This is a genomic window from Micrococcus sp. KRD070 (assembly GCF_017168435.1).
In the GTDB taxonomy this organism is placed as follows: Bacteria; Actinomycetota; Actinomycetes; order Actinomycetales; family Micrococcaceae; genus Micrococcus; species Micrococcus luteus.
In genome coordinates this window covers 111604-138224 of sequence record NZ_JABFNH010000022.1, presented here as the reverse complement: position 1 = coordinate 138224, position 26621 = coordinate 111604, and the positions used below count along the sequence as shown (strand labels likewise).

Annotated in this window: 24 protein-coding genes and 1 pseudogene; 21 read left to right on the top strand and 4 right to left on the bottom strand. The window is 74.4% G+C overall.

Annotated elements, in window-relative coordinates:
* From J1M38_RS12065 to J1M38_RS08270, 10 genes and pseudogenes are all read left to right on the top strand, one after another.
* Nucleotides 1-362, top strand: a pseudogene (locus J1M38_RS12065) (hypothetical protein); the annotation flags it as partial.
* The gene (locus J1M38_RS12060; RefSeq protein WP_230259828.1) at nucleotides 359-838 is read left to right on the top strand and encodes a hypothetical protein; all 480 of its coding nucleotides are present in this window, start codon (nucleotides 359-361) and stop codon (nucleotides 836-838) included. The pseudogene J1M38_RS12065 and the gene J1M38_RS12060, both read left to right, overlap by 4 nt.
* Nucleotides 831-2456 carry a methionine--tRNA ligase gene (gene metG / locus J1M38_RS08305; protein WP_063190343.1) on the top strand — a complete coding sequence of 542 codons (1626 nt, stop codon included), beginning with the start codon at nucleotides 831-833 and terminating at the stop codon, nucleotides 2454-2456. Before J1M38_RS12060 ends, metG begins: the two co-directional genes overlap by 8 nt.
* A 71-nt stretch (nucleotides 2457-2527) precedes the next feature.
* Nucleotides 2528-3604, top strand: coding sequence for a 3-isopropylmalate dehydrogenase (locus J1M38_RS08300; RefSeq protein WP_065573664.1), 1077 nt, complete (start codon nucleotides 2528-2530; stop codon nucleotides 3602-3604).
* A 144-nt stretch (nucleotides 3605-3748) separates the two neighbouring features.
* Nucleotides 3749-4840 carry a branched-chain amino acid aminotransferase gene (locus tag J1M38_RS08295; RefSeq protein WP_144820201.1) on the top strand — a complete coding sequence of 364 codons (1092 nt, stop codon included), beginning with the start codon at nucleotides 3749-3751 and terminating at the stop codon, nucleotides 4838-4840.
* Between the two features lie 25 nt (nucleotides 4841-4865).
* Complete coding sequence (locus J1M38_RS08290) at nucleotides 4866-7127, top strand: carbon starvation CstA family protein (protein WP_144786186.1); 2262 nt, start codon at nucleotides 4866-4868, stop codon at nucleotides 7125-7127.
* Between the two features lies 1 nt (nucleotide 7128).
* Nucleotides 7129-7374: a YbdD/YjiX family protein gene (locus tag J1M38_RS08285; RefSeq protein ID WP_206481487.1), complete on the top strand. Its 246-nt coding sequence runs from the start codon at nucleotides 7129-7131 to the stop codon at nucleotides 7372-7374.
* A 196-nt stretch (nucleotides 7375-7570) separates the two neighbouring features.
* On the top strand, nucleotides 7571-8365 hold the full coding sequence (locus tag J1M38_RS08280; RefSeq protein ID WP_122054200.1) for a fumarylacetoacetate hydrolase family protein: 795 nt from the start codon (nucleotides 7571-7573) through the stop codon (nucleotides 8363-8365).
* A gap of 187 nt (nucleotides 8366-8552) precedes the next feature.
* Nucleotides 8553-8762, top strand: a complete 210-nt coding sequence (locus tag J1M38_RS08275) for a hypothetical protein (protein ID WP_241246561.1) — start codon at nucleotides 8553-8555, stop codon at nucleotides 8760-8762.
* A complete protein-coding gene (locus tag J1M38_RS08270) occupies nucleotides 8759-9907 on the top strand; it encodes a thiamine-phosphate kinase (RefSeq protein ID WP_206481327.1) in 1149 nt (382 codons plus the stop codon). The genes J1M38_RS08275 and J1M38_RS08270 overlap by 4 nt, the downstream gene beginning before the upstream one ends.
* A gap of 27 nt (nucleotides 9908-9934) precedes the next feature.
* Here the strand turns inward: J1M38_RS08270 and J1M38_RS08265 are convergent, their stop codons facing one another.
* Nucleotides 9935-11401 carry a UDP-glucose/GDP-mannose dehydrogenase family protein gene (locus tag J1M38_RS08265; RefSeq protein ID WP_134416631.1) on the bottom strand — a complete coding sequence of 489 codons (1467 nt, stop codon included), beginning with the start codon at nucleotides 11399-11401 and terminating at the stop codon, nucleotides 9935-9937.
* 122 nt (nucleotides 11402-11523) lie between these two features.
* Nucleotides 11524-12300: an IclR family transcriptional regulator gene (locus J1M38_RS08260; RefSeq protein WP_078026043.1), complete on the bottom strand. Its 777-nt coding sequence runs from the start codon at nucleotides 12298-12300 to the stop codon at nucleotides 11524-11526.
* Between the two features lie 228 nt (nucleotides 12301-12528).
* Here J1M38_RS08260 and leuC point away from each other — a divergent pair, with 228 nt between their 5' ends.
* The 6 genes from leuC to J1M38_RS08230 all read left to right on the top strand — a co-directional run bounded on the left by leuC (nucleotide 12529) and on the right by J1M38_RS08230 (nucleotide 19018).
* Nucleotides 12529-13983, top strand: coding sequence for a 3-isopropylmalate dehydratase large subunit (leuC, locus tag J1M38_RS08255; protein ID WP_036312922.1), 1455 nt, complete (start codon nucleotides 12529-12531; stop codon nucleotides 13981-13983).
* Between the two features lie 3 nt (nucleotides 13984-13986).
* Complete coding sequence (gene leuD, locus J1M38_RS08250) at nucleotides 13987-14592, top strand: 3-isopropylmalate dehydratase small subunit (RefSeq protein ID WP_010078962.1); 606 nt, start codon at nucleotides 13987-13989, stop codon at nucleotides 14590-14592.
* Between the two features lie 172 nt (nucleotides 14593-14764).
* Complete coding sequence (gene murA / locus J1M38_RS08245) at nucleotides 14765-16093, top strand: UDP-N-acetylglucosamine 1-carboxyvinyltransferase (RefSeq protein WP_113913886.1); 1329 nt, start codon at nucleotides 14765-14767, stop codon at nucleotides 16091-16093.
* A gap of 80 nt (nucleotides 16094-16173) precedes the next feature.
* Complete coding sequence (locus tag J1M38_RS08240; RefSeq protein WP_036334718.1) at nucleotides 16174-16848, top strand: 1-acyl-sn-glycerol-3-phosphate acyltransferase; 675 nt, start codon at nucleotides 16174-16176, stop codon at nucleotides 16846-16848.
* On the top strand, nucleotides 16845-17882 hold the full coding sequence (locus tag J1M38_RS08235; protein ID WP_044659166.1) for an NAD(P)H-dependent glycerol-3-phosphate dehydrogenase: 1038 nt from the start codon (nucleotides 16845-16847) through the stop codon (nucleotides 17880-17882). The genes J1M38_RS08240 and J1M38_RS08235 overlap by 4 nt, the downstream gene beginning before the upstream one ends.
* A complete protein-coding gene (locus J1M38_RS08230) occupies nucleotides 17879-19018 on the top strand; it encodes a D-alanine--D-alanine ligase family protein (RefSeq protein WP_044659165.1) in 1140 nt (379 codons plus the stop codon). The genes J1M38_RS08235 and J1M38_RS08230 overlap by 4 nt, the downstream gene beginning before the upstream one ends.
* A gap of 17 nt (nucleotides 19019-19035) precedes the next feature.
* Here the strand turns inward: J1M38_RS08230 and J1M38_RS08225 are convergent, their stop codons facing one another.
* Nucleotides 19036-19515: a DUF3515 family protein gene (locus tag J1M38_RS08225; RefSeq protein ID WP_044659164.1), complete on the bottom strand. Its 480-nt coding sequence runs from the start codon at nucleotides 19513-19515 to the stop codon at nucleotides 19036-19038.
* Between the two features lie 89 nt (nucleotides 19516-19604).
* Here J1M38_RS08225 and J1M38_RS12055 point away from each other — a divergent pair, with 89 nt between their 5' ends.
* Genes J1M38_RS12055 through rsmD form a run of 4 tightly spaced genes read left to right on the top strand, consistent with a single transcriptional unit; the run spans nucleotide 19605 to nucleotide 24512 of the window.
* Nucleotides 19605-20729, top strand: a complete 1125-nt coding sequence (locus tag J1M38_RS12055; RefSeq protein ID WP_044659163.1) for an LCP family protein — start codon at nucleotides 19605-19607, stop codon at nucleotides 20727-20729.
* Entirely contained in the window at nucleotides 20726-21763 is a 1038-nt protein-coding gene (locus tag J1M38_RS08215; RefSeq protein ID WP_206481326.1) for a DAK2 domain-containing protein, read from the top strand. Before J1M38_RS12055 ends, J1M38_RS08215 begins: the two co-directional genes overlap by 4 nt.
* Nucleotides 21753-23945 (top strand): ATP-dependent DNA helicase RecG, encoded by a 2193-nt coding sequence (locus J1M38_RS08210; protein ID WP_036312904.1) that lies wholly within the window; start codon nucleotides 21753-21755, stop codon nucleotides 23943-23945. Before J1M38_RS08215 ends, J1M38_RS08210 begins: the two co-directional genes overlap by 11 nt.
* Before the next feature lie 3 nt (nucleotides 23946-23948).
* Complete coding sequence (gene rsmD, locus J1M38_RS08205; protein ID WP_101965541.1) at nucleotides 23949-24512, top strand: 16S rRNA (guanine(966)-N(2))-methyltransferase RsmD; 564 nt, start codon at nucleotides 23949-23951, stop codon at nucleotides 24510-24512.
* Between the two features lie 237 nt (nucleotides 24513-24749).
* Here the strand turns inward: rsmD and J1M38_RS08200 are convergent, their stop codons facing one another.
* The gene (locus J1M38_RS08200) at nucleotides 24750-26003 is read right to left on the bottom strand and encodes an aminotransferase class I/II-fold pyridoxal phosphate-dependent enzyme (protein ID WP_102708330.1); all 1254 of its coding nucleotides are present in this window, start codon (nucleotides 26001-26003) and stop codon (nucleotides 24750-24752) included.
* A 132-nt stretch (nucleotides 26004-26135) separates the two neighbouring features.
* Here J1M38_RS08200 and coaD point away from each other — a divergent pair, with 132 nt between their 5' ends.
* The gene (gene coaD, locus J1M38_RS08195; RefSeq protein WP_060974363.1) at nucleotides 26136-26609 is read left to right on the top strand and encodes a pantetheine-phosphate adenylyltransferase; all 474 of its coding nucleotides are present in this window, start codon (nucleotides 26136-26138) and stop codon (nucleotides 26607-26609) included.
* Nucleotides 26610-26621 lie beyond the last annotated feature (12 nt).

Here is a 26621-nt window from a genome sequence, read left to right as displayed (position 1 = left end):
GCCCCGCACCCGCCCCGACCGCGCGCGCCGCAGCAGCCCGCCCCGCCACGCCTCCGGGCGTGCAGGGCCGCTGGGCCCGGCGCGCGGCGGGCGGGCTGATCGGCGTCAGTGTCCTGCTCGCCGCCTGGTCGTTCGCCCTCCCCTTCGTGTTCGGGCTGGGCCCGCGGCAGGTGCCGTGGTGGCGCGAAGTCTTCGACGTGAACCACGAGGCCAACCTCACCGCGTGGTGGAGCTCGGGCCTGCTCCTGCTGGGGGCCGCGGGCTTCACCACGGTGGGTCTCGTGCGCCGCGCCCTGGGGGCGGACCGGCGGCCGAGCCTGCTCGCGTGGCTGACCCCCGCGGCCCTGCTGGCGGCCCCATGAGCCTGGACGAATCGACGCAGCTCCACGAGCAGGCCGGCCAGCTGTGGGAGGTCCTGCCGTTCGCGGGGGAGAACCCGCTGCCCGCGTTCCAGTGGCTCATCCTCGGCGCGCCGGCCGCGATCGTCGTCCTCGGGCTGCTCGCGCTGTGCACCGTCGCCCTGCCCCGCCGGGCCCGAGCGCTGACGGTGGCGGGCGGCGCGGTGTTCTTCTTCGGCGCGATCGTCCTCGAGGCGGTGCCGCTCGTCTTCGGGATCGGGCGCAGCACCCTGGCCTACCACGTGGCGACCCACGCGGAGGAGCTGACCGAGATGATCGGGGCGTCCGTGCTCGTGGTGGCCCCGTGGGCCCACCTCCACCTGCGGCCTGCGCCGGGCCATCTGCAGGTGACCGCCGACGGCGTCCCGGACGCCGGCGCGGACGACGTCGTCCTCGGCGCGGGCCCCGGCCCCGCGGCTAGACTCGACGACTGTGACTGACGCCCGCGCCCCGTACTACCTGACCACGGCCATCTCCTACCCGAACGGCGAGCCGCACATCGGCCACGCCTACGAGTACATCGCCTCGGACGCGATGGCCCGCTTCCAGCGGCTCGACGGGCGGGACGTGCGCTTCCTGACCGGCACGGACGAGCACGGCCAGAAGATGGAGCAGACGGCGCAGCAGCAGGGCGTGAGCGCCCTCGAGCTGGCCACGCGCAACGCCGCCGTCTTCAAGGAGATGGACGACGACGTCCTGGACATCTCCTACGACCGCTTCATCCGCACCACGGACACGGACCACGCCGAGGCCGTCCGCGAGATCTGGCGGCGGATGGAGGCCAACGGGGACATCTACCTCGGCTCCTACGCCGGCTGGTACTCCGTGCGGGACGAACGCTACTTCGGCGAGGACGAGACCGAGGTGGGTCAGGACGGGGTGCGCCGCGCCGTCGAGACCGGCACCGAGGTGACGTGGACGGAGGAGGAGTCCTATTTCTTCCGCCTGTCCAAGTACCAGCAGCCGCTGCTGGACCACTACCGCGAGCACCCGGACTTCGCCGCCCCCCGGTACCGCTTCAACGAGGTCATCCGCTTCGTGGAGGCCGGGCTCGAGGACCTGTCCATCTCCCGGACCTCCTTCCAGTGGGGCATCGACCTGCCGGCGCCCGCGGACCCCGACGCCGCCGACGCCGACCGGCGCGCCGACCACGTCACCTACGTCTGGGTCGACGCGTTGACGAACTACCTCACCGGCGCGGGCTGGCCGGCGGAGGACCCGGAGGCGTTCGCGCGCTACTGGCCGGCGGACCTGCACGTGATCGGCAAGGACATCTCCCGGTTCCACTGCATCTTCTGGCCCGCGTTCCTCATGTCGGCCGGCCTTGAGCTGCCGCGCCGCGTCATGATCCATGGCTTCCTGAACAACAACGGGGCCAAGATGTCCAAGTCCCTGGGCAACGTGGTGCACCCGCGGGAATGGGTGGCCCGGTACGGCCTGGACGCCATTCGCTTCTTCCTGCTGCGCGAGTTCCCGTTCGGCGCGGACGGCTCCTACAGCCACGAGGCCGTGGTGAGCCGCAAGAACGCGGACCTGGCCAACAACCTCGGCAACCTCGCCCAGCGCTCGCTGTCCATGGTGGCCAAGAACTGCGGCGCCGCCGTGCCCGAGCCGGGCGAGTTCACCGAGGCGGACCGCGCCGTCCTGGCCCAGGTCGACGCCCTGCTGGAGCGCTCCCGGTCCGCGTACGCGGTGCAGGACTTCCACGACGCGCTCGAGGAGACCTGGCGCGTGCTCGGTGAGATCAACGCCTACTTCGCGGACCAGGCCCCGTGGGTGCTGCGCAAGACGGACGAGCCGCGCATGCGCACGGTGCTGTACGTGACGTTGCAGGCCGTGCGCCGGGTGGCCCTGCTCGCGCAGCCGGTGATGCCCGGCTCGGCCTCGCGGCTGCTGGACCTGCTCGGCGTCCCCGCCGAGGGCGACGCCGGCCGCACCGGCGCGTCCGGCACCGGCCCGCGGTCCTTCGCCGCGTTCCACGAGGACCTGGTCCCCGGCACCCCGCTGCCCGCCCCGCAGCCGGTCTTCCCGCGGCACGAGGAGCCCGCCGAGGACTGAGTCCGTCCGGAGGGTGAGACCGGGTGTCACACGATGTGGTCCTCACGCGTGCCGCGCGTAGCCTGAGGGCCATGACCGAGACCACACGCAGCTCCGCAGACCCCTTGGACATCGCCGTCATCGGCGGCGACGGCATCGGCCCCGAGGTCACCGACCAGGCCGCCGCCGTCCTGCAGGCGGCGCTGCGTGCCGAGGGGCGTCCGGAGGCCCGGCTCACCCCGTATCCGCTGGGTGCGGAGCACTGGCTCGAGACCGGCGAGGCGCTCACGGACGAGGTCCTCGAGTCCCTTCGCCGCCACGACGCGATCCTGTTCGGGGCCGTCGGCGCCGCGCCCGGGGACGAGCGCATCCCGTCCGGGCTGATCGAGCGCGGCATGCTGCTCAAGCTGCGCTTCGCGCTGGACCACGGCGTGAACCTGCGCCCGGCCACCCTGCTGCCCGGCGCCGTCAGCCCCCTGGCCGCGCCCGGCGAGATCGACTTCACCGTGGTGCGCGAGGGCACGGAGGGGCCGTACGTGGGCAACGGCGGTGCGATCCGCGTGGACACCCCGCACGAGATCGCCACGGAGGTCTCCGTGAACACGGCGTTCGGCGTGCGCCGCGTCGTCGAGGACGCCTTCCGTCGCGCCGACGCGGGCGAGCGCAAGCGCCTCACGCTCGTGCACAAGCACAACGTCCTGGTCCACGCCGGCCACCTGTGGCGCCGCACCGTGGAATCCGTGGCGGCCGACTTCCCCGCGGTCACCTGGGACTACATGCACGTCGACGCCGCCATGATCTTCCTGGCGACGGACCCGGCCCGCTTCGACGTCATCGTGACGGACAACCTGTTCGGGGACATCATCACGGACCTGGCCGCCGCCGTGACCGGCGGCATCGGGCTCGCGGCCTCCGGCAACATCAACGTCGAGGGCACGGCGCCGTCGATGTTCGAGCCGGTCCACGGCTCCGCTCCGGACATCGCGGGCCAGGGGATCGCCGACCCCGTGGCCGCCATCCTCTCCGCCGCCCTGCTGCTCGAGCACGTGGGCGAGACCGGCGCCGCGGCGCGCGTGCGCACCGCGGTGTGGGCGCACCTGAAGGACCGCGTGGAGGGCGCGCGGGGCACCACCGCCGAGGTGGGCGCCGACGTCGTCGCGCGGGTCTGACGCGCGGGCCCGGCGCGTCGACGCCGGGTCTAGGATGGGGCGACGGCCTGTGGCGTGTGCCACGCCCGGCGCCGTGGCACCCGCGCGTCGTGCCCGGCACCGGAGCCGTCCCCATCTGCCACCGTCACGAGGAGTGATCCCACCGTGTCCGAGACCGTGTTCACGCGGCAACCGCATCTGTCCCCGATGTCCGATCAGCAGCGCGTCGAGATCCTCCAGGACCCCGGTTTCGGCAACGTCTTCACGGACCACATGGTCTCGATCGACTGGACCTGGGACGAGGACGGCGGCGCGTGGCATGACGCCCGCGTGGAGCCCTACGGACCGCTGTCCCTGGACCCCGCGGCCGCGGTGCTGCACTACGGCCAGGAGATCTTCGAGGGGCTGAAGGCCTACCGGCACGAGGACGGGTCGGTGTGGACGTTCCGTCCCGAGGCCAACGCGGCCCGCCTGAACCGCTCCGCCCGCCGCCTGGCCCTGCCGGAGCTGCCCGAGGAGCTGTTCCTCGGCTCGCTGCGGGCCCAGCTCGAGGCGGACCGGGCCTGGGTGCCCACCGGCCCGGGCCAGTCCCTCTACCTGCGCCCCTTCATGTTCGCCTCCGAGGCGTTCCTCGGCGTCCGCCCGGCCCGGCAGGTGCGGTACATGGTGATCGCCTCCCCGGCCGGCAACTACTTCGGCGGCGAGCTCAAGCCGGTGACCATCTGGGTCTCGCGCGACTACGCCCGCGCCGGCAAGGGCGGCATGGGCGCGGCCAAGACCGGCGGCAACTACGCCGCCTCGCTGCTGCCCCAGCTGCAGGCCGCGGCCCAGGGCGCCGACCAGGTCGTGTTCCTCGACCAGTACAACGACGACGCGATCGAGGAGCTCGGCGGCATGAACGTGTTCTTCGTGCACGCCGACGGCCGACTCGTCACCCCGGCGCTCACCGGCACGATCCTCGAGGGCGTCACCCGCTCCTCGATCCTCCAGCTCGGCCGGGACATGGGCCTGACCGTCGAGGAGCGTCGCGTCACCCTCGCCGAGTGGGCCGAGGGCGTCCGCTCGGGCGAGATCACCGAGGTCTTCGCGTGCGGCACGGCCGCCGTCGTGACCCCGATCGGCCGTCTGCTCGACGGCGACGACGTGATCGAGTCCGCCGGCGGGGCCGACGTGGCCCTGAAGATCCGCACCGAGCTCGAGGGCATCCAGACCGGGCGCGTCGAGGACCGCCACGGCTGGCTGCACCGCCTCGTCTGACCCCACCCCACGAACGGAGACCCCCGTGAGCTCGCACCGCTCCTCCGCGGCCGCCGAGGGCGCCCCACTCCCGGCCACGACGCCGGAAGACCTCCCGCCCACCGAGGCCGCCGGCCGGCCCCGCTGGACGCCCGCGAAGATCGCCGTCTGGGTGGCCGTCGCCCTGCTCGGCGGCGTCGCCTGGACCATGCTCGCCCTGCACCGCGGCGAGACGATCAACGCGATCTGGTTCGTGTTCGCCGCCGTGGCGACGTTCGCGATCGGCTACCGCTTCTACTCGAAGTACGTCGAGCGCATGATCGTCCACCCGGACGACACCCGCGCCACCCCGGCCGAGTACCGGGCCGACGGCCGGGACTACGTGGCCACCGACCGCCGCGTGCTCTACGGCCACCACTTCGCGGCCATCGCCGGCGCCGGTCCGCTCGTGGGCCCCGTGCTCGCCGCGCAGATGGGCTACCTGCCCGGCACCATCTGGATCATCGTCGGCGTGATCCTGGCCGGCGCGGTCCAGGACTACCTCGTCCTGTTCTTCTCGATGCGCCGCGGCGGCCGCTCGCTCGGCCAGATGGCCCGGGACGAGCTGGGCCGCGTCGGGGGCACCGCCGCGATCGTCGCGACCCTGCTGATCATGGTGATCATCACGGCCATCCTGGCCCTCGTGGTGGTCAACGCCCTGGGCGAGTCCCCGTGGGGCGTGTTCTCCGTGGCCATGACCATCCCGATCGCGCTCTTCATGGGCGTGTACCTGCGCTGGATCCGCCCGGGCCGCATCACCGAGATCTCCGTGATCGGGTTCGTCCTGCTCCTGGCGGCCATCATCGGCGGCGGCTGGGTGGCCGGGACCGAGTGGGGCGCGGCCCTGTTCACCCTGGACCGCACCACCATCGCCTGGGCCGTGATCATCTACGGGTTCGTCGCGGCCGTGCTGCCCGTGTGGCTGCTGCTCGCTCCGCGCGACTACCTGTCCACCTTCATGAAGATCGGCGTGATCGCCGGTCTCGCGCTGGCCATCGTCGTCGTGCAGCCGCGCATCGGCACCCCCGCGTTCTCCGAGTTCGCCTCGGGCCAGACCGGCCCGGTGTGGCCCGGTTCGCTGTTCCCGTTCCTGTTCGTCACCATCGCGTGCGGTGCGCTCTCCGGCTTCCACGCGCTGATCGCCTCGGGCACGACGCCCAAGATGGTGGAGAAGGAGCGGCAGACCCGCTTCATCGGCTACGGCGGCATGCTCATGGAGGCCTTCGTGGCCATCATGGCGCTCGTGGCCGCCGTCTCGCTCGACCGCGGCATCTACTTCGCCATGAACTCCCCGGCCGCCCTCACCGGCGGCACCCCGGAGACCGCCGTCGACTTCGTCATGGGCCTCGGCCTGGCCGGCGTGAACCTCACCCCCGGGGACCTGACCCACCTGGCCGACCTCGTGGGCGAGGAGACCGTGGTCTCCCGCACCGGCGGCGCCCCCACCCTCGCGGTCGGCCTGGCGCACATCATGGGCCAGCTCGTGGGCGGCGACGCGCTCATGGGCTTCTGGTACCACTTCGCGATCATGTTCGAGGCGCTGTTCATCCTCACCGCCGTCGACGCCGGCACCCGCGTGGCCCGGTTCATGCTCCAGGACTCCCTGGGCAACGTGGTCCCGCGCTTCAAGGACACCTCGTGGCGCGTGGGCGCGTGGGTCTGCACGGCTATCATGGTGGCCGCGTGGGGCGCCGTGCTGATCATGGGCGTCACCGATCCGCTGGGCGGCATCAACACGCTGTTCCCGCTGTTCGGCATCGCCAACCAGCTGCTCGCGGCGATCGCGCTCGCCGTCGTCCTGACGATCGTCGCGCGCCGCCGGGACTTCCGGGGCCTGTGGATCGTGGCGCTGCCGCTGGCGTTCATCACCGTGGTCACCACCGTGGCGTCGTTCCAGAAGATCTTCTCCTCCATCCCGGCGGTGGGCTACTGGGCGCAGCATCGCGCGTTCCAGGACGCGCTGGCGGCGGGGAAGACGAGCTTCGGCGCCGCGAAGTCCGTGCCGGCCATGGAGGCCGTGGTCCGCAACACCTTCATCCAGGGCACGCTCTCCGTCGTCTTCCTGGTGTTGGCGCTGATCGTCATCACGACGTCGGTGCTCGCCACGGTGCGCGCGTTCCGGTCCACGGAGGTCGTCGACCACCAGGACCCGTACGTGCCCTCGCGGCGCTTCGCCCCGGCCGGCCTGTTCGCCACGGCCGAGGAGAAGGAGCTGCAGCGGCAGTGGGACGCCCTGCCGGCGGACCGGCAGCCGGTGCGGGGTCACTGACGTGGCCGATCCGCGCGCGACGCCGGCCGGGCCCTCCACCGCGGAGGGCCCGGCCGGCCCGTCACGGCCCGGGGTGTGGGCCCGGGCGCGCTGGTGGGTCCGCCAGCTCTCCGGTGAGGGGAAGTACGACGCCTACGTGGCCCATCACCGGGCCCACCACCCGGGGCGGGCACCGATGACCGAGCGGGAATTCTGGCGGGCCGAGTACGCGCGCCAGGAGGCCAATCCGGGCAGCCGCTGCTGCTGAGCGGTCTCGACCCGCTCCGCCCGGCACCCCGCGCCGCACCCCGCTGAGCCAGACGAATCCGCCCGCGAGCCAGACGAATCGGTCTCCTCAGGCCGTCCGCCGCGGCCGAATCGTCTGGCTCGCGACGTCAGCGGGGTCGGCATCGGGTGGGGTGTCCGGCGACGGCGCCCGCCGCTCACCCACTAGGCTGGCGGCCATGCGCATCGCCCGTTTCGTGGACCAGGCCGAACCGACCTACGGCATCGTGGAGGGCCCGGCCGACGCCGACCCCGCCGAGCTGAGCATCACCGCCCTGCAGGGCGACCCGTTCTTCCACGGGATCCAGCCCACCGGCACCACGCACCGCCTCGAGGACGTGCGCCTCGTGGCCCCGATCATCCCGCGCTCGAAGATCGTGGGCGTCGGCCGCAACTGGGCCGACCACGCGAAGGAGCTCGGCAACGAGGTCCCCGCCTCGCCGCAGTTCTTCCTCAAGCCGAACACCGCCGTCGTGGGTCCGAACGAGCCCGTGACCCTGCCGAGCTGGTCGGACGAGGTCTCCTACGAGGCCGAGCTCGCCGTCGTCATCGGCACCATCTGCAAGGACGTGCCGGTGAGCCGCGTGGACGACGTCGTGTTCGGCTACACCGTGGGCAACGACCTCACCGCCCGCGACGCCCAGCGCACCGACCTGCAGTGGGCCCGCGCCAAGGGCTTCGACGGCGCCTGCCCGCTGGGCCCGTGGATCGAGACCGAGCTGGACGTGGAGCCGACCGGCGGCCTGCGCATCACGTCCCGCCTCGACGGTGAGACCCGCCAGGACGGCACGACCGCGGACATGGTCTTCGGCGTCCGCGAGCTCGTGGCCGCGGCCTCGGAGATGTTCACCCTCCTGCCCGGCGACGTGATCCTGACCGGCACCCCGGGCGGGGTCGGGACGGTCCAGGAGGGCCAGCGCGTCGAGGCCGAGGTCGAGGGCATCGGCATCCTCGCCACCGTCTTCCGCCGCTGACGCAGGCGCCCGACGACGGCGTCCGGGCCCCCGCGTAGACTCGGGGCATCATGACTGACGCCACCGCTCCCGTGTCCGAGAACGCCCCCGCCCCCTTCGTCGACGTCCCCCAGGTGGACGCCGAGCCCCCACGGTCGAGGGCTTCCCCCTCCCGACGCTGCTGCTCGTCGGCGGCCTCGCGCTCGGTGTGCTGCTGGCCCTGCTGGCGATCCCCCTGACCCGGTGGACCGCCGCGGCGCGGGGACGTCGCGCACGCCGCCGCCTCGAGGAGGCGACCACCGACGTCGGCCGGCGGCTCGTCGTCGACCCGGTGCGCGCCGAGGTGGAGCGCTTCCACGCCTTCCGCGACGCCCTCGCCCGGGCCTCCGGCGTCCCGGTCCGGCGGGGCCGCCGGTGACGGTGCGCGACCCCGCGGCTGCGGCGGGGGCGACCGTCGGCGACCTCACGGAGGCCGAGCTGCTGGAGGTCGTCCTGACCGGGCTCGCTCCCGCCGTCCGGGACGGCCACTGGCCCGCCGGCACCGTCGCCCCGGGCGACGACGCCGCCCTCGTGCCGGCGCCCTGCGGTGGGACGCTCATCTCCACGGACGCGATGGGGGAGGGCACGGACTTCCTGCCCCGCTGGCCCGCCGGCCCCCGCACCCGCGGCCACGACGCCGGCTGGAAGGCCGTCGCCCAGAACCTCTCGGACGTCAACGCGATGGGCGGGACCGCCTCCGCGCTCGTCACCGCCCTCACCCTGCCGCCGACGACGCCGGTCGCCTGGGTGCGGTCGTTCGCCGCGGGCATCGTGGGCGCGGTGCGTCACCTCGGCGCGCCGGACTGCCGGGTGGCCGGGGGCGACCTGGGCACCGGCGGACGGGTCCACGCCGCGGTGACGGTGCTCGGGGACCCGCACCCCGGCGGCGTGCTGTGCCGCACGCCGGCCGCGGCGGACCGGGACCGCGTGCTCGCCGAGGGCGCCGACCTCGTCCATGCCCAGGCGGTGCCGGGAGGTCCCCGGGCCGCCGCGCCTCCGGGGCCGGGGTGGGCCGCCGCCGGGCTCACCCTGCTGCTCACCGACCGCGCGGAGCTGGAGCGACGGGCGGACGCCCTCCCCGCCGCCGACCGGCCGTCACCGCGGGAGCTCGCCCGCGCCGTCCGCGCCCAGCTGCGACCCCGCCCGCCGCTGGCCCTCGGGCCCGCCGCGGTGACGGCCGGCCTGCTCACCCTCATGGACGTCTCCGACGGCCTGGGCAAGGACGCGCACCGCATGGCGGCCGCCACCGGCGGGGCCGGCCCCGCGCCGGCACCGTGGCTGGACGAGGCCTGGCTGGCGGAGGCCGCCGCACCCCTGCGCCGCGTGGCCGCCCTGGCCGGGGCCAGCCCGGAGGCGCTCGTGACCGGCGGGGGCGAGGACTACGGCCTCCTGGGGCTGGCGTGGCCCGAGACCGAGCTGCCCCGGGGGTTCACGCGGATCGGCCGGCTCGTGCCGGCCGGGGCCCGGCCGCCGGCCGGGCACCGGCCCCTGTCCGGGTCCGGCTGGGACCCGTTCGCCGGCTGAACGCCCGGGCCGGGGTCCGCGGGCGGGTCAGGCCGCGCGGAGGAGTCGCTCCGGGTCGAAGCGGTGGCCGAGGCCGATGACGTCCCACCCGTGCTCGCGCCACGCGGCGACGTCCAGGACGTTGCGCCCGTCGATCAGCAGGCGGGAGGCCACGCGTGCGCCCACGGCGTCCGGATCCATCTCGCGGAACTGGCGCCACTCGGTCAGCAGCAGGGTCAGCTCGGCGCCGTCCACGGCCGCCTCGAGCGAGTCCACGTAGTCGAGCCGCGGGAAGCGGGCGGCCGCGTTGGCGTTGCCCTCCGGGTCGTACACCCGGACGTCGGCGCCGGCCGTGTAGAGACGGTTGGCGACGTCGAGGGCGGGGGAGTCCCGGACGTCGTCGGAGTCCGGCTTGAACGTGACGCCCAGCACGGCGATCCGCGTGCCGTTGAGCACCTGCACGCTCGCCGGGGTGGGGGCGGGCCCGGAGGCCTCGGCCCGGCGGATGCGGCCGTCGCGAGCCGCGGAGAGCACCTGCACCGCCAGGTCCACCACGCGGTCGCGGCGGCGCAGGTTGATGTCATCCACCTCCGCCAGGAACCGCATGGTCCGGTCCAGGCCCAGCTCGGAGACGCGGGCCTGGAGCGCGCGGATGTCCTTGGGCAGGCAGCCGCCCCCGAAGCCCACGCCCGCGTTGAGGAACCGGCGTCCGATCCGCGCGTCGTGGCCGATCGCGTCCGCGAGGGTGCCGATGTCCCCGCCCACGTTCTCGGTGATCTCCGAGAACGCGTTGATGAACGAGATCTTCGTGGCCAGGAAGGCGTTGGCGGCCACCTTCACCAGCTCGGCCGTCTCGAGGTCCGTGCTGATCCACGGGGTGTCGGCGGCGAGCTGCCGCGCGTAGACGCGGCGCAGGATGCCCTCGGCGCGGGGCCCGTGCGTGCCGATGACGAGGCGGTCCGGGGTGAGCGTGTCCCTCACGGCGAAGCCCTCCCGGAGGAACTCGGGGTTCCATGCGAGCTCGACCTCGCCCGGCAGTCCGGCCTCGGCGCGCACGGTGCGCACGAGCTCGGCCAGGCGGCGCGCGGTGCCCACGGGCACGGTCGACTTGCCGACGATCAGCGCGTCGCGGTCGATCGCCGCAGCGAGGGAGGCGACGGCGGCGTCCACATAGCTCAGGTCCGCCGCGGTCTCGCCCACCTTCTGCGGGGTGCCGACGCCGATGAAGTGGACGTCCGCCCAGCGGGCCGCCTCCGCGACGTCCGTGGTGAAGCGCAGCCGCCCGGAGGCGACGTGGGTGCGCAGCAGCTCGGGCAGGCCGGGTTCGTGGAAGGGCACCTCGCCGCGGGCCAGGCGCTCGATCTTGGCCGGGTCCACGTCCACGCCGAGGACCTCGAAGCCCAGCTCGGCCATGCACGCGGCGTGCGTGGCGCCCAGATAGCCCGTGCCGATCACGGACAGCCGCGGCGCGGCCTCCTGCTCGGCGGGGGCGGCGGGCGCGGTCGTCTCGGTCACGGCGGACTCCTCGGTGGTGCGGGGGCGGCGGTCGGGGACCTGGCTGACGCTAGGCCCCGCGGGTGAACGCGGGAAGAACGGGGTGTCTCGGCGGCGCGTCCCGTCGGTGGCGCGGGCGGGCCTCAGGCCTCGCCGGCGCGGATGAGCTCGGTGAGCCGCGTCGCGGCGGAGACGACGGCGTCCGCGTGCAGCCGGCCCGGCTGTCGGGAGAGCCGCTCGAGGGGGCCGGAGATCGAGACCGCCGCGATGACGCGGCCGCTGGGACCGCGCACCGGCGCCGACACCGAGGCGACCCCGGGCTCGCGCTCGGCCAGGGACTGGGCCCAGCCGCGCCGCCGCACCGCCGCGAGGACGGTGGGTGTGAACACGGCGCCGGCCAGCCCCTCGACGAGCCGCTCGTGGTCCTCCCAGGCCAGGAGCACCTGCGCGGCGGAGCCGGCCTTCATGGACATGCGAGCGCCCACGGGGATGGTGTCGCGCAGGCCCCAGGGCCGCTCCGCGCTGGCCACGCACACGCGGGAGTCCGCCTGCCGACGGAACACCTGGGCGCTCTCGCCCGTGGCGTCGCGCAGCCACAGCAGCACCGGGCCGGAGGCCGTGGTGAGCCGGTCCTCGCCGGCGGCGGAGGCGAGCTCGGCGAGGCGGGTGCCCAGCACGTAGCGGCCCTGCAGGTCCTTGCCCACCATGCGGTGGTGCGTGAGGGCGGCCGCGAGCCGGTGCAGCGTGGGCCGCGCGATCCCGGTGGCGATGACGAGCTGGGCGAGCGTGGCCGGGCCGGACTCGAGCGCGTCAAGGATCGCCACCGACTTGTCCACCACGCCGACACCGCTGGGATGCCGGTGGAGCGAGGGGCCGATGAGGTCGTCCTCGGTGGGCGGGCGCACGGGCTCGGTGGTCATGGGGTGATCGTAGTCGTCTCACTGCGCGGACGGCCGGGGATGTCGGCGCGCGACGTGCGCGACCGGGCCGGCCTCCGCCGCGTCCGGCATGTGAGACGACATCTCACGATGTGGAATATCGCGCCGCGTGGTCGAGAACAGCCCCGCCGCGCCCCACAGTGGTCCGTGAGCACCGGCGCCCCGCGCCGGGCGACGACTGACAGGTGCGTGAGCAGGAAGGTGCGGCACATGACGACGGCGACGACGCGGCCCAGGACGCTGGCCGAGAAGGTCTGGGACGAGCACGTGGTGGTGCGCGGCGAGGGCGAGGGCGCCTCCCGCACCCCCGACCTGCTCTACATCGACCTGCACCTCGTGCACGAGGTGACGAGCCCGCAGGCCTTCGAGGGGCTGCGTCTGGCCGGGCGTCCGGTGCGTCGGCCCGACCTGACCATCGCCACGGAGGACCACAACACCCCGACGCTGGACATCGACCAGCCGATCGCGGATCCCACCTCGCGCACCCAGATCGAGACCCTGCGGGCCAACTGCGCCGAGTTCGGCGTCCGCCTGCACCCGTTGGGCGACGCCGAGCAGGGCATCGTTCACGTCGTCGGCCCCCAGCTGGGCCTGACCCAGCCCGGCCTCACCGTGGTCTGCGGCGACTCCCACACCTCCACCCACGGTGCGTTCGGCGCCCTGGCGTTCGGCATCGGCACCTCCGAGGTCGAGCACGTCCTGGCGACCCAGACCCTGCCGCTGAAGCCCTTCAAGACCATGGCGGTCACCGTGGACGGCACGCTGCGCCCGGGTGTGACGGCCAAGGACATCATCCTCGCGGTCATCGCGAAGATCGGCACGGGCGGGGGCCAGGGCTTCGTGCTCGAGTACCGCGGTGAGGCCATCCGGAACCTCTCCATGGAGGGCCGGATGACCATCTGCAACATGTCCATCGAGGCCGGCGCCCGCGCCGGCATGGTCGCCCCGGACGAGACCACCTTCGCCTACCTGAAGGGACGGCCCCATGCCCCCGAGGGCGCCGACTGGGACGCCGCCGTCGAGCACTGGCGCACCCTCGCCACGGATGAGGGCGCGGAGTTCGACGCCGAGGTGGTCATCGACGCGGACACGCTGGAGCCGTTCGTCACGTGGGGCACCAACCCGGGTCAGGGCGTGAGCCTGAACGACACCGTCCCCGCGCCCGAGGACTTCACCGACCCGGTGGCCCAGGAGGCGGCCCGCAAGGCGCTGTCCTACATGGACCTGGCCCCCGGCACGCCGATGAAGCAGGTCGAGGTCGACACCGTCTTCATGGGCTCGTGCACCAACTCCCGCATCGAGGACCTGCGGGCGTTCGCCGAGGTCGTCCGGGGCCGGCGCAAGGCCGAGGGGCTGCGCGTCATGGTCGTGCCGGGCTCGGCGCGCGTGCGTCTGCAGGCCATGGACGAGGGCCTGGACAGGGTGTTCGAGGACTTCGGGGCCGAGTGGCGGTTCGCCGGCTGCTCCATGTGCCTGGGCATGAACCCGGACCAGCTCGCCCCGGGGGAGCGCTGCGCGTCCACCTCCAACCGCAACTTCGAGGGCCGGCAGGGCAAGGGCGGGCGCACCCACCTGGTGTCCCCGGTGGTCGCCGCGGCCACCGCCGTGCTGGGCCGCCTCGCCAGCCCGTCCGACCTGCCCGCCCTCACCCTCCAGGAGGCCTGAGCCATGGAGAAGTTCACCACCCACACCGGCGTCGGCGTGCCGCTGCGCGCCTCGAACGTGGACACGGACCAGATCATCCCGGCCGTGTACCTCAAGCGGATCTCCCGCACGGGCTTCGAGGACGCCCTGTTCGCCGGCTGGCGCCAGGACCCCGACTTCATCCTGAACACCGAGCCGTTCAGCGGGGGCACCGTGCTCGTGGCGGGCTCCGACTTCGGCACCGGCTCCTCGCGCGAACATGCCGTGTGGGCGCTCAAGGACTACGGCTTCCGCGCCGTGATCTCCCCGCGCTTCGCGGACATCTTCCGCGGCAACTCCGCCAAGCAGGGGCTCGTCGCGGCTCAGGTGGAGCAGGAGGACGTCGAGCGCATCTGGAAGGAGCTGGAGAACCGTCCCGGGACCACGGTCACCGTGGACCTCGTCACACGCACCGTCGAGTGCGGGGATGTGACCGCCCCCTTCCAGATCGACGACGACACCCGTCGCCGGCTGCTCGAGGGCCTGGACGACATCGCCGTCACCCTGGGGCACCAGGCCGAGATCGATGCCTATGAGGCGGACCGCCCCGCGTACAAGCCCACCACCCTGCCGGCCCGCACGGCCGGCTGACCGGCCGGCGCCGGGAGCGCACCATTGCCGCGCGTGCCCGGCGACGCCCTATGCTGGGAGTCGATTCCGGGACCGCCCGCCGCACGCGGCGGGCGGTCCCGTTCAGAGACCTCCCCGCTCCGGCGGAGTGGCCGAGACCGTGGCCCTGCGGCCGCGCTGAGGAAGGACGCGCATGGCGAAGCTCTTGACCATCCATGGCGGCAAGCCGCTGACCGGTGAGGTGACCGTGCGCGGCGCCAAGAACCTGGTGCCCAAGGCCATGGTGGCCGCCCTGCTCGGCAACTCGCCGTCCGTGCTCCGGAACATCCCCGAGATCAAGGACGTGGACGTCGTCAGCTCCCTCCTCGAGATCCACGGCGTGTCCGTGGAGTGGGACAAGGAGACCGGGCGGATCACGATGGACCCGGCCGGGGTGAAGTCGGCCCTGACCGCCGAGATCGACGCCCACGCCGGCGACTCGCGCATCCCGATCCTCTTCTGCGGCCCGCTCATGCACGCGATCGGGGAGGCCTTCATCCCCGACCTCGGCGGCTGCAAGATCGGCGACCGCCCGATCGACTACCACCTGGCCGTGCTGCGCAACTTCGGCGCCGTCGTGGACAAGCGCCCGGGCGGCATCTCCATCTCCGCCCCCAAGGGTCTGCACGGCGCCAAGCTCGAGCTGCCGTACCCCTCCGTCGGAGCCACCGAGCAGGTGCTGCTGACCGCCGTGAAGGCCGAGGGCATCACCGAGCTCAAGGGCGCCGCCGTCGAGCCGGAGATCCACGACCTCATCGCCGTCCTGCAGAAGATGGGCGCGATCATCACCGTGCAGACGGACCGCACCATCCGCATCGAGGGCGTGAGCGAGATGCGCGGCTACAACCACATCGCGCTGCCCGACCGCAACGAGTCCGCCTCGTGGGCCTCCGCCGCCCTGGCCACCCGCGGGGACATCTACGTCCGCGGCGCCGAGCAGCGCGACCTGACGGCGTTCCTGAACACCTACCGCAAGATCGGCGGCGAGTTCGACGTCGTCGACGACGGCATCCGGTTCTGGCACGCCGGCGGCGATCTCAACCCGCTCGTGCTCGAGACGGACGTGCACCCCGGCTTCATGACCGACTGGCAGCAGCCCCTCGTGGTGGCGCTGACCCAGGCCAAGGGGGTCTCCATCGTGCACGAGACCGTGTACGAGAACCGCTTCGGCTTCACCGACGCCCTCGTGCGGATGGGCGCCTCCATCCAGCTGCACCGCGAGTGCCTCGGCTCCGTGCCGTGCCGCTTCGGTCAGCGCAACTTCCTGCACTCGGCCGTGATCTCCGGCCCGAAGCCGCTGCACGGCGTCGAGTTCGACATCCCGGACCTGCGCGGCGGCTTCTCCCACCTGATCGCCGCCCTCACCGCCGAGGGCACCTCCACGGCGACGGGCCTGGAGATCATCAACCGCGGCTACGAGCACTTCATGGCGAAGCTCGAGGGCCTCGGCGCCGACGTCGAGCTGACCGAACGCGACCGGTGAGCGGCGTGGACGCGCAGAGCCCTGCCGCCGCGGGGGGTCGTCCGACGCGTGCCGCGCGGGCCCCCTACGTGATCCCGGGGGTGATCGTGCGACCGGCGATGCGGGCCCTCGTCCGCCAGGTGTGGGAGGGGACCGAGCACCTGCCCGAGACCGGCGCGATCCTCGCCGTCAACCACATCTCGGAGGTGGACCCGCTCTCCGTGGCCCACATGGTGTACAACCAGGGCCTGCTGCCGACCTTCCTCGCCAAGGCCGAGCTCTGGAAGGTGCCCGTGCTCAAGCAGGTCCTCGAGGCCACCCGCATGATCCCGGTCGAGCGCACCCGCGACGGCGGCCGCTCGCTCGCCGCCGCCCGCGAGGCCGTCGCCACGGGCCGGGCGATCATCGTCTACCCGGAGGGCACCGTCACCCGCGATCCCGACGGCTGGCCCATGGCCGGGCGCAACGGGGCCGTGCGCCTCGCCCTGCAGACCGGCGCCCCGCTCATCCCCGTCGGTCAGTGGGGCATCCAGGAGCTGCTGCCGTACGGCGGCCGCTCCCTCCGCGTCCTCCCGCGCAAGACCGCCCGGATCCGGGTCGGCGCGCCCGTCGACCTCGCGGACCTGCGGGACCGCCCCGTGACGGCGGCGACCCTGCGCGAGGGCACCGGCCGCATGATGGCCGCGATCACCGACCTGGTCGCCGAGCTGCGCGGAGAACCGGCCCCGGAGGGCCGCTGGGACCCCACGACCGGAGCGCGGGTGACCGGGGCATGAGCGATCCACGCACCGTCGCCGTCCTCGGGGCCGGCAGCTGGGGGTCGGCCTTCGCCCGCGTCCTGGGCCTGAGCACCAGCCCCGAGTCCGCCCGCGCGTCCGAGATCGTGATGTGGTCCCGGCGGGCCGAGGTCGCCGAGGCCATCACCGAGCGACACGAGAACCCCGAGTACCTGCCCGGCATCACCCTGCCCACCTGCGTGCGCGCCGTCACCGACGCCGCCGAGGCGGTCCGGGGCGCCGGCGTCGTGGTGGTGGCCGTGCCCGCGCAGCACGTGCGCGAGACCCTGCACGCCGTGCGCGCCGACCTGGCCCCGGACGCCGTCGTGGTCTCCCTCGTCAAGGGCCTCGAGCGCGGCACCGACGCGCGGATGTCGCAGGTCTGCGCGGAGGAGCTGGGCCTCAGCCCGGACCGGTTCGCGGTGGTCTCCGGACCCAACCTCGCCCTCGAGATCGCGCGCGGCGAGCCCACCGCCACGGTGGTCGCCTCGGCCTCGCGCGCGACGGCGGAGCGCATCGCCGCCCTCACGGCCGGCCGGACCTTCCGGCCCTACACGAACACCGACGTCGTGGGCGTGGAGATCGGCGGTGTGGTGAAGAACGTCATCGCGCTCGCCGTGGGCATCTGCGACGGGCAGGGGCTGGGGGACAACTCCAAGGCCTCCGTCATCACCCGGGGCCTGGCCGAGACCACCCGGCTGGCCGTCGCGCTCGGCGGCGACCCGGCCACCATGGCCGGGCTCGCCGGCCTGGGCGACCTCGTGGCCACGTGCGCCTCGCCCCTCTCCCGCAACCGCACGGCCGGCCGCCACATCGGCACCGGCCTCAGCGCGGAGGAGGCGGTGGCCGCCATGAGCCAGACGGCCGAGGGCATCAAGTCCGTCTCCGCCATCGTGCACGCCGCCCGCGCCCACGGTGTGGAGATGCCCATCAGCGAGCTGATGGACCGGGTGGTCGCCGGGGACGTGGCCGTGGACCGCCTCGCCGAGCTGCTGCTCGCCCGTGACCTGAAGTCGGAAGGACGCACCGCATGACCGCCACCCCCGCCCCGGAGGCCGCCGCCGACGCGCGTCCCCGCGTGCTCCTGCTCTTCGGCGGCCGCTCGAGCGAGCACCCCATCAGCTGCGTGACCGCGGCGGGCGTGCTGCACGCGGCCGACCGTCAGCGCTGGGACGTCGTGCCGGTGGGTGTGGCCCGCTCCGGCCTGTGGTCGCACGACGAGCTGGACGTGGCCTCGTTCCGCCTGGACGGCGACGCCCTGCCGGAGGTGCCGGAGCCCGAGGCCCCGGTGAGCCTGCGCGCCCTGCCGGACGGCACCGTCGAGCTGACCGCGGCCGACGGCTCCTCGCTGGGCCCGGTGGACGTCGTGTTCCCGCTGCTGCACGGCCCCTGGGGCGAGGACGGCACCCTCCAGGGCATGTTCGAGTCGCTGGGTCTGCCCTACGTGGGCTGCGGCGTGCTCGCCTCCGCGGTCGGCATGGACAAGCACTTCATGAAGGTCGCCTTCCAGGCCGCCGGCCTCGAGGTCGGCCCGTGGGAGACCATCACCGCCCGCGACTGGGCGCGCGATCCGGAGGCGGCCCTCGCCCGCGCCGGGGCGCTCGCCTACCCGCTGTTCGTCAAGCCCGCCCGCGCCGGCTCGTCCTTCGGCATCACCCGCGTCACCGAGCCCGCGGGTCTGCGCGCCGCCGTCGAGGAGGCCCGTCGCTTCGACCCCAAGGTCGTGGTGGAGGCGGGCATCGTCGGCCGCGAGATCGAGTGCGCCGTCCTCGACGGGCACGGCGCCGCCGCCCCGCGCGCCTCGCTGCCGGGGGAGATCGTCGTGGCCCACGACGAGGGCGAGACGCAGTTCTACGACTTCGAGTCGAAGTACCAGGACACCGGCAGCACCCAGCTGTCCTGCCCGGCCGAGCTGCCGGAGGAGGAGATCGAGCGACTGCGCGCCCTGGCGATCCGCGCCTTCGAGGCCGTGGACGGGTCCGGCCTCGGCCGCTGCGACTTCTTCTTCACCCCGGACGGGCGCTGGGTGGTCAACGAGATCAACACCATGCCGGGCTTCACGCCCATCAGCATGTACCCGGCCATGTGGGAGCGGACGGGCCTGTCCTACGACGATCTGATCTCGGAGCTGCTGGACCTCGCCCTCGAGCGGGGCGTCGGCCTGCACTGACGCGGCCCGCGCCGGTCTCAGCCGACGGGTGTGGCGTCCTGCACGCTGACGCAGCCGCCGCTGGGCTCGATCTGCGCGACCGCCGAGGACAGGCCCACCATCACGGTGTCCGAGCTGGCCTGGTCCTTGCCGAACAGCACCTCCACGGCCGGGTCACGGCCGTAGGTGGTGATCCGCCAGTTCTCGTCCTCGTCCCGGACGACCCAGTCGATCCCGTCCACGGAGATGCAGCGGTCCGTGGTGGGGCCGGGGACCTCGGCGCCGCAGCGCAGGACGACGGCGGCCGGGTCGCCCCACACGGCCGTCGCCTGGCTGTCGGTGGGGCGCAGGTCGAGGTCGCCCAGGGCGTCGGGCATGGCCACCATGGCCGGGGCACACGCCGGGTCAGCGGCGTGGGGCGCGGCCTCCACCGTGGCCACCCGTCCGGTGCAGGCCGTGGCGCCGAGGGCGATCGCGGTCAGGAGGGGCACGAGACGACGCAGACGGCGGGATTCCATCCGCCCAGGATACGCGCGGCGCCGGGACCCGCGGGGGCCCGTGCCCTAGCATGGGCGAGACCGTTCCCGTCCCCGCCTCAGGAGCCCACGTGAGCAGCACCGCGGACCCCCGCCCCCGCCCCCCGCAGGAGGACGTCGCCGTCGGGCGGCGCCGCCGTCGTCGCCGCCCGTGGCTGATCGCCCTGGCGGTCGTGCTCGTGGCACTGCTGGCCGTGGGCATCGCGGCGGCGGTGTACGTCGGCGGGATCGCCCGGACCATCGACCAGGACACCCAGCGCTTCGACGGCGGCGCGTTCCCCGCCGAGTCGGGCCGCCCGGGCGCCGCGGGGGCGTCCGCCCAGCAGCCCACCGCGCCGCCGCCCGGCATGGACGCGGAACAGGCCGCCGAGGGCGCCCAGGGCCCCGTCGCCCCGGGCGCGGACGAGAAGGCGGACGAGCAGGCCCTCGACGTGCTGCTCGTCGGCGAGGACGCGGGCGCGGAGGGCCGTGACTCCGCCGGCCGATCGGACACCCTCATGTGGGTCCACGTGCCCGGGGACCGCAGCGAGATCCAGGTCATGTCCATCATGCGTGACATGTGGGTGCCGATCCCGGGGCACGGGGACCACAAGGTCAACGCCGCCTACCAGTACGGCGGCATCCCGCTGACGGTGGCCACCGCGGAGAACATGTTCCAGGCACGCGTGGACCACGTGATCGCCGTGGACCTCGCCGGCTTCAAGGGCCTCGTGGACGCCCTGGGCGGCGTCAGCGTGGACAACCCTGCCGCCTTCGTCTCGACCGGCGGCATCGACTTCCCCGCGGGCACCGTGCAGATGGACGGGGACAAGGCCCTGGCCTACGCGCGGGAACGGTACAACCTGCCGCGCAGCGACTTCGACCGCGTGGAGAACCAGCAGCGCCTGGTCAAGGCCATCGTGGCCGCGTTCCTCTCGCGGGACACCCTCTCGGACCCGAGCCGCGTGCAGGCCGCCGTCGAGGAGTTCGCCCCCTTCCTGACCCTCGACGACGAGCTCGACTCCGGCACCCTCGCGAACCTGGCGTGGTCCCTGCGCGACGCGCGCGACGCCCCGATCGTGACCAGCACGGTGCCGTCCGTGGGCGTGGGCTATACGGACACCGGCGAGGACGTCGTGTGGCCGGACTGGGCGGCGATCGCCCGCCTGGGCGAGGGCATCCGCACCGGCACCCTGGGGGAGGCCGTCGCGCAGTGAGCACGCCGTCCCGGCCGTCACTGGTACGGCACTGGCTCGCGCTCGCGGAGGAGCTCGTGGGCCGGGCCGCGCCGCGACTCGACGCCCTGAACCTCTTCCCGGTCCCGGACGCGGACACGGGCACGAACATGCTCGCCACGCTGACGGCGGCCCGCACCGCGGCCGACGCCTGCCCCGCACAGGACGACGCCGGCGCCGTGCTCGCGCACGCGGGGGCGGCCGCGCTGGACTCGGCCCGGGGCAACTCGGGCATGCTGCTGGCGGTCAGCCTGGCGGGGATGGCCGAGCCCCTGCGCGGCCGGGAGCGCGTCGACGCGTTCGCCCTGGCGGCGGCGTTCGGAGCCGCCGACCGGGCCGCCCGGCAGGCCCTGTCGGATCCGCGCGAGGGGACGATCCTCACGGTGCTCTCCGCGGCCGCCCGCAGCCTCGCGCGCTCGTCCACCCAGGCTCCCGACACGCCCGCGGTGGCCGGCGACGCGGACCCGGCCGTGCGCCTCGGCCCGGCCGTGACCCTCATGCTGGCCGACTGCGTGCAGGCCGTGGAGGAGACCGAGTCGTTGCTCGCCCCGCTGACCCGGGCGCACGTCGTGGACGCCGGCGCCGTCGGGCTGCTCTGGGTGTTCGAGGCGCTGCGCGCCGTCGTCACGGGCACGCCCGTGGACGAGGAGCTGGCCACCGCCCTCCCCGGCTACGTCGAGGGCGCCCACGCCGCGGAGGCCGAGCCCGCCGCCGCGGCGGAGGCGTCGGCCGAGGGGGCCGTCGAGGTGATGGGCACCCTGGCCCTCACCCCGCTCGCCGCGGCCGAGCTGCGCCGACGGCTGACGGAGGTGGGGGACGCCGTGATCCTGGCCCCCGTCGGGACCGCCCGTGACGCGCACGGCCGGGTGCCGTGGCGGGTCCACGTGCACGTGCCCCGCGCCGAGGACGCGATCGGCCCCCTGCGGGCCGCCGGCGACGTCGAGGGCCTGGCCGTCACCGACCTGGCCGAGCCGTCGCAGGCAGACGCCGCACCGGACGGGTGCCATGGCCGCTGAGGCCCCCGTCACCGACCTGCCCCTGTCCGAGGTGCTGGGCGGGAAGCTGCCCGCCCGCCTCGAGAAGGAGCTCGGGCTGACCACGGTCGGGGACCTGCTGGACCACGTGCCGCGCCGCTGGATCGAGCGCGGCGAGCTCACTCCCATCGCCGCGTTGCCCTACGACGCCGAGGTGACCGTCGTCGCCGTCGTGGAGTCGGTGACCACACGGCGCATGCACAGCCGGCCCGGGTTCATCGTGGACGTCACCGTCGCGGACCCGTCCGTGGCCGGCGTGCCGGGGGCGAGCCTGTCCATGGCCTTCTTCAACGGCCACGACGCCCGCCGCCGCCTCGCCCCCGGGATGACCGCCATGTTCCAGGGCCGCACCACCGAGTACCGCGGCCGGATCACGCTGAACAACCCGGACTTCGCCCTTCTGGACGACGACGTCGCCCCGGGGGAGGTGGACGTGCGACCGGTCCCGCTCTACCGGGCCACGGGGAAGCTGCCGTCGTGGACGGTCCGCTCCGCCGTCGCCCGGGTGCTCGAGACGGTCGACCTGGGACGGATCCCCGAGCTGCTCACCGAGCGGATCCGCGCGGAGGCCGCCGCGGCGCTCGACCTGGACGCGCCGCTGCCGGGCACCGCCCAGGCGTACCGGGACCTGCACGCCCCGCACGACGTCGCCGCCACCGGCCCGGCGCGGACCGCGCTCGCCCTGCGTGAGGCGCTGCTCGTCCAGGCCGCGCTCGCCTGGCGCCGGGACCGGGAGCGGGCGGTGCCCGCCGTGCCCCGCCCGCCGCGGCCCGGGGGCCTGCTCGAGGCCCTCGACGCCCGTCTGCCGTTCGCGCTGACGCCCGGCCAGGTGGCGGTGGGGGAGCAGCTGTCCGCCGAGCTGGCCCGGGACGCCCCGATGAGCCGGCTGCTGCAGGGGGACGTGGGCGCGGGCAAGACGCTCGTCGCCCTGCGGGCGATGCTGCAGGTCGTGGACGCCGGCGGCCAGGCTGCCCTGGTGGCGCCCACCGAGGTGCTCGCCGCGCAGCACCACCGCGCCCTGCTGCGCCTGATGGGCCCCCTCGCCGAGGCCGGCACCCTCGGGGCCGGCGACGGCCCGGCCACGAGGGTCGCGCTGGTCACCGGCTCGCTCAAGACCGCCGCACGCCGCGAGGCGCTGCTGGCCCTGGCCTCCGGCGAGGCCGGGATCGCCGTGGGGACGCACGCCCTGCTCTCCGAGAAGGTGGGCTTCGCCGAGCTGGCCCTGGCCGTCGTCGACGAGCAGCACCGCTTCGGCGTGGACCAGCGCGAGGCCCTGCGGCGGGCCAACCCCGGCACGCACCTGCTCGTCATGTCCGCCACGCCCATCCCGCGCTCCGTGGCGATGACGGTGTTCGGCGACCTGGACCTCTCGGTGCTCGAGGGGCTGCCGTCCGGGCGTCAGCCGGTCACCACGCACGTGGCGCGGATGGCCCACGGCCCGCGCGTGATCGGCCGGGTGTGGGAGCTGATCGCCGAGCACGTGGCGGCCGGCCACCAGGCGTTCGTGGTGTGCCCGCGCATCGACCCCGACGACGCCGACCCGGGTCACGCCAACGTGGAGGAGATGACACCCCGGCTGCGGGGTCTCCCGGCGCTGGCGGGGCTGCGGATCGACGCCGTGCACGGGCGCATGGACCAGGCCGAGCAGGACGCGGCGATGCAGGCCTTCGCGCGCGGGGAGACGGACGTGCTGGTGGCGACCACCGTCGTGGAGGTGGGCGTGGACGTGCCCAACGCGACGGTCATGGCGATCCTCGACGCCGACGACTTCGGCCTGTCCACCCTGCACCAGCTGCGCGGCCGCGTGGGCCGCGGGCCCGGGGCGGCGGTCTGCCTGCTGGCCACGCGCCTGCCGGACGGGCACCCGTCGCTGCGCCGGCTCGAGGTCCTGGCCCAGGAGCAGGACGGCATGCGCATCGCGCAGGAGGACCTCGCCCAGCGCGGCGTCGGCGACGTGCTCGGCGCCGCCCAGTCCGGGCTGGCCTCGGGGTTGCACCATGTGGACGTCATTGCCGACGCCCCGCTGATCGCCGTGGCCGCCGACGCCGTCGCGCAGGTCATGGCGGCCGGCCCGGGGCTCTCCGCCCACCCGGCGCTCGCCGCCGAGGTGGCCCGCTGGGAGGCCGAGCACCTCACCGCCGCCGACTACCTCGAGAAGGGCTGAGCCATGTCCCGCATCATCGCCGGCGCGGCCGCCGGGCGGCCCCTGACCGCCGTCCCCGGCACCGGCACGCGCCCCACCACGGACCGCACCAAGGAGGCCCTGTTCTCCTGGCTCGAGGCCCGCGACTGGCTGGACGGGACGGCCGTGCTCGACCTCTACGCCGGCTCCGGCGCCCTGGGGTGCGAGGCCGCCAGCCGCGGAGCGGCATCGGTGCTGCTGGTCGAGCGGGACCGGAGGGCCGTGACCACGTGCCGCGCGAACGCCGCGCTGGTCAACCGGGCGCGCGGGGCCGACGTCGTGCGCGTGCGCGCCGGGAGCGTGGAGCAGGCGCTCGCGGCGGAGGCCGCGCCCGTGGACCTGATCCTGGCCGACCCGCCGTACCCGGTGGCCGGCCCCCCGCTCGAGGCCGTGGTGGAGGCGGCGGCCGAGCGGCTCGCCCCGGGCGGGCTGCTCGTGCTCGAGCGGGCGGCCCGGGACGCGGCGCCGCGCCGGCCGCGCGGCCTCGAGGAGGTCGAGGTGCGCGTCTACGGCGAGACCGCCCTGTACCTCTGGCAGGACGAGCGCTGACCCCGCCCACCCGCTTTCGTTCGGGAAACGGCGGCGTCTCGGCCCGTTTTCGTTCGGGAAACGGCGGCGTCTCGTCCCGTTCTCATTGGGGCGACGAGAGGGCGGAACGGACTGTGCTCAGCACCGAACCGCGAGCACGGCGGCCGCCGTTTCCCGAACGCAAGTGCTCCGGGGACCGCCGTTTCCCGAACGAAAATGCTCTGGGGACCGCCGTTTCGTCAACGAAAGCGTCGGGGGTCAGGGCGCGCGCAGCCGTGGGGCCGCATCGGCCAGGCGGCGCATCGCCTCGTCGATCGCATCGGGGGACTTGCAGAACGCCAGCCGCAGCCAGGACCGCAGGTGGCCCCCGTCCGGGCGGCAGAGCGCGCCCACGGGGATGCCCGTGACGCCGGCCTCACGCGTCCACCGCACCGCGGCCTCGGCCGCGTCCGTCACACCCCACGGGGCGAGGTCCACGACGACGAAGTAGCCCGCCGCCGGGACGACCGGGTCCAGGCCCGCCTCGCGCAGGCCCGCCACGAGCCGATCCCGGGCGTCGCGGTACCGCTCGCGCTGGCCGGCGAGGTGCCGCTCGGCGTCGTCGGTGGGCAGGTAGGCACCCAGCGCGCGCTGGAAGGCGGGGCCGGAGGAGTAGGTGAGGAACTGCTTGACGGCGCGCGCGGCCCCGACGAGCTCGGCCGGGCCGGTCAGCCAGCCGACCTTCCACCCGGTGACGGCGAACGCCTTGCCCGCGCTGGAGACCGTCAGGGCGATGTCCTCGGCGCCCGCGACCGAGCGCAGGCTGACGTGCTCGCCCTCGTAGACGAGGTGGTCGTAGACCTCGTCCGAGAGGATCAGCACGCCCCGGGACCGGCACAGGGCCACGAGCTCCTCGAGCAGCTCCCGCGGATAGACCGCACCCGTGGGGTTGTGCGGCGTGTTCACGATGAGCAGGCGCGTGCGGTCGGTCATCGCCGCGGCCACCCGCGCCGGGTCCGGAAGGAAGTCCGGCGCCTCCACCGGCACGCTCACGTGCCGGGCGCCGGCCAGGGCGATCGTGGCGGCGTGCGAGTCGTAGAACGGCTCGACCGTGACGACCTCGTCGCCCGGGCGCACGAACGCCAGGACCGCCGCGGCGATGCCCTCGGTGGCACCCGTGGTGATCATGACCTGCGTGGCGGGGTCCTCCGTCACGCCCCAGTGGCGCCGGCGGTGCTCCGCGACGGCCTGCCGCAGCGCGGGGTCGCCCGTGCCGGGGGCGTACTGGTTGGGGCCCGCCAGCACGGCGTCGGCCGCCAGCCGCAGCAGCGCGTCGGGGCCGTCGGCGTCGGGGAAGCCCTGGCCGAGGTTCACGGCCCCGTGCTCGACGGCGAGGCCCGTCATCGTCTCGAACACGGTGGGCACGGGGCCGACGTCACCGAGCAGGCCCGCGGCCGCCGCCGTGCGACGCCACGGCGCGTCCACGTCGACGTCGTGCCGTGCCGATCCGGGGGTGGGCTGGGTTCCGTCCATGGCCGCACTGTACCCATCGCCGCGGACCGCACACGGCGGCGCATGCCGCGTCCGTCACGACCGCGACGCGCCGGAGCCGGACCGGACGGGCGTCCGTCGCCGCTCGGTGCGGCCCCCGCTAGGCTGGCACCCATGCGTCGTGCCGTCTGCCCTGGTTCGTTCGATCCCCTCCACATGGGGCACGTCGAGGTGATCGCGCGAGCCGCGAACCTCTTCGAGGAGGTGGTGGTCGCCGTGTCCGCCAACCCGGCCAAGACGTACCGCTTCAGCGTGGACGAGCGCATCGCCATGATCGAGGCGACGGTGTCCTCCCTCGCCGGTGTCGCGGTCCGGCCCATGGGCCCGGGCCTGCTGGCCGAGTTCTGTCGGCAGATCGGCGCGGACGCGATCGTCAAGGGGCTGCGCGGCGGCGCCGACCTCGAGTTCGAGGCCCCGATGGCCGCGATGAACCGCCACCTCACCGGGGTCGAGACGGTCTACCTCCCGGCCGACGCCCGGTACACCCACGTGTCCTCCTCGCTCATCAAGGAGGTCCATGGACTCGGCGGCGACGTCGCCGAGTTCGTCCCGGCCGCGGTCCTGCGCGGCCTCGACGGCGGGGCCTGACCCCACCCGGCC

Coding starts and splice junctions, on each gene's coding strand:
- J1M38_RS12060 (WP_230259828.1), top strand. CDS start 359: ATGAGCCTGGACGAATCGACGCAGCTCCACGAGCAGGCCGGCCAGCTG.
- J1M38_RS08300 (WP_065573664.1), top strand. CDS start 2,528: ATGACCGAGACCACACGCAGCTCCGCAGACCCCTTGGACATCGCCGTC.
- J1M38_RS08280 (WP_122054200.1), top strand. CDS start 7,571: ATGCGCATCGCCCGTTTCGTGGACCAGGCCGAACCGACCTACGGCATC.
- J1M38_RS08260 (WP_078026043.1), bottom strand. CDS start 12,300: ATGACCACCGAGCCCGTGCGCCCGCCCACCGAGGACGACCTCATCGGC.
- leuC (WP_036312922.1), top strand. CDS start 12,529: ATGACGACGGCGACGACGCGGCCCAGGACGCTGGCCGAGAAGGTCTGG.
- leuD (WP_010078962.1), top strand. CDS start 13,987: ATGGAGAAGTTCACCACCCACACCGGCGTCGGCGTGCCGCTGCGCGCC.
- murA (WP_113913886.1), top strand. CDS start 14,765: ATGGCGAAGCTCTTGACCATCCATGGCGGCAAGCCGCTGACCGGTGAG.
- J1M38_RS08235 (WP_044659166.1), top strand. CDS start 16,845: ATGAGCGATCCACGCACCGTCGCCGTCCTCGGGGCCGGCAGCTGGGGG.
- J1M38_RS08230 (WP_044659165.1), top strand. CDS start 17,879: ATGACCGCCACCCCCGCCCCGGAGGCCGCCGCCGACGCGCGTCCCCGC.
- J1M38_RS08225 (WP_044659164.1), bottom strand. CDS start 19,515: ATGGAATCCCGCCGTCTGCGTCGTCTCGTGCCCCTCCTGACCGCGATC.
- J1M38_RS08210 (WP_036312904.1), top strand. CDS start 21,753: ATGGCCGCTGAGGCCCCCGTCACCGACCTGCCCCTGTCCGAGGTGCTG.
- rsmD (WP_101965541.1), top strand. CDS start 23,949: ATGTCCCGCATCATCGCCGGCGCGGCCGCCGGGCGGCCCCTGACCGCC.
- J1M38_RS08200 (WP_102708330.1), bottom strand. CDS start 26,003: ATGGACGGAACCCAGCCCACCCCCGGATCGGCACGGCACGACGTCGAC.
- coaD (WP_060974363.1), top strand. CDS start 26,136: ATGCGTCGTGCCGTCTGCCCTGGTTCGTTCGATCCCCTCCACATGGGG.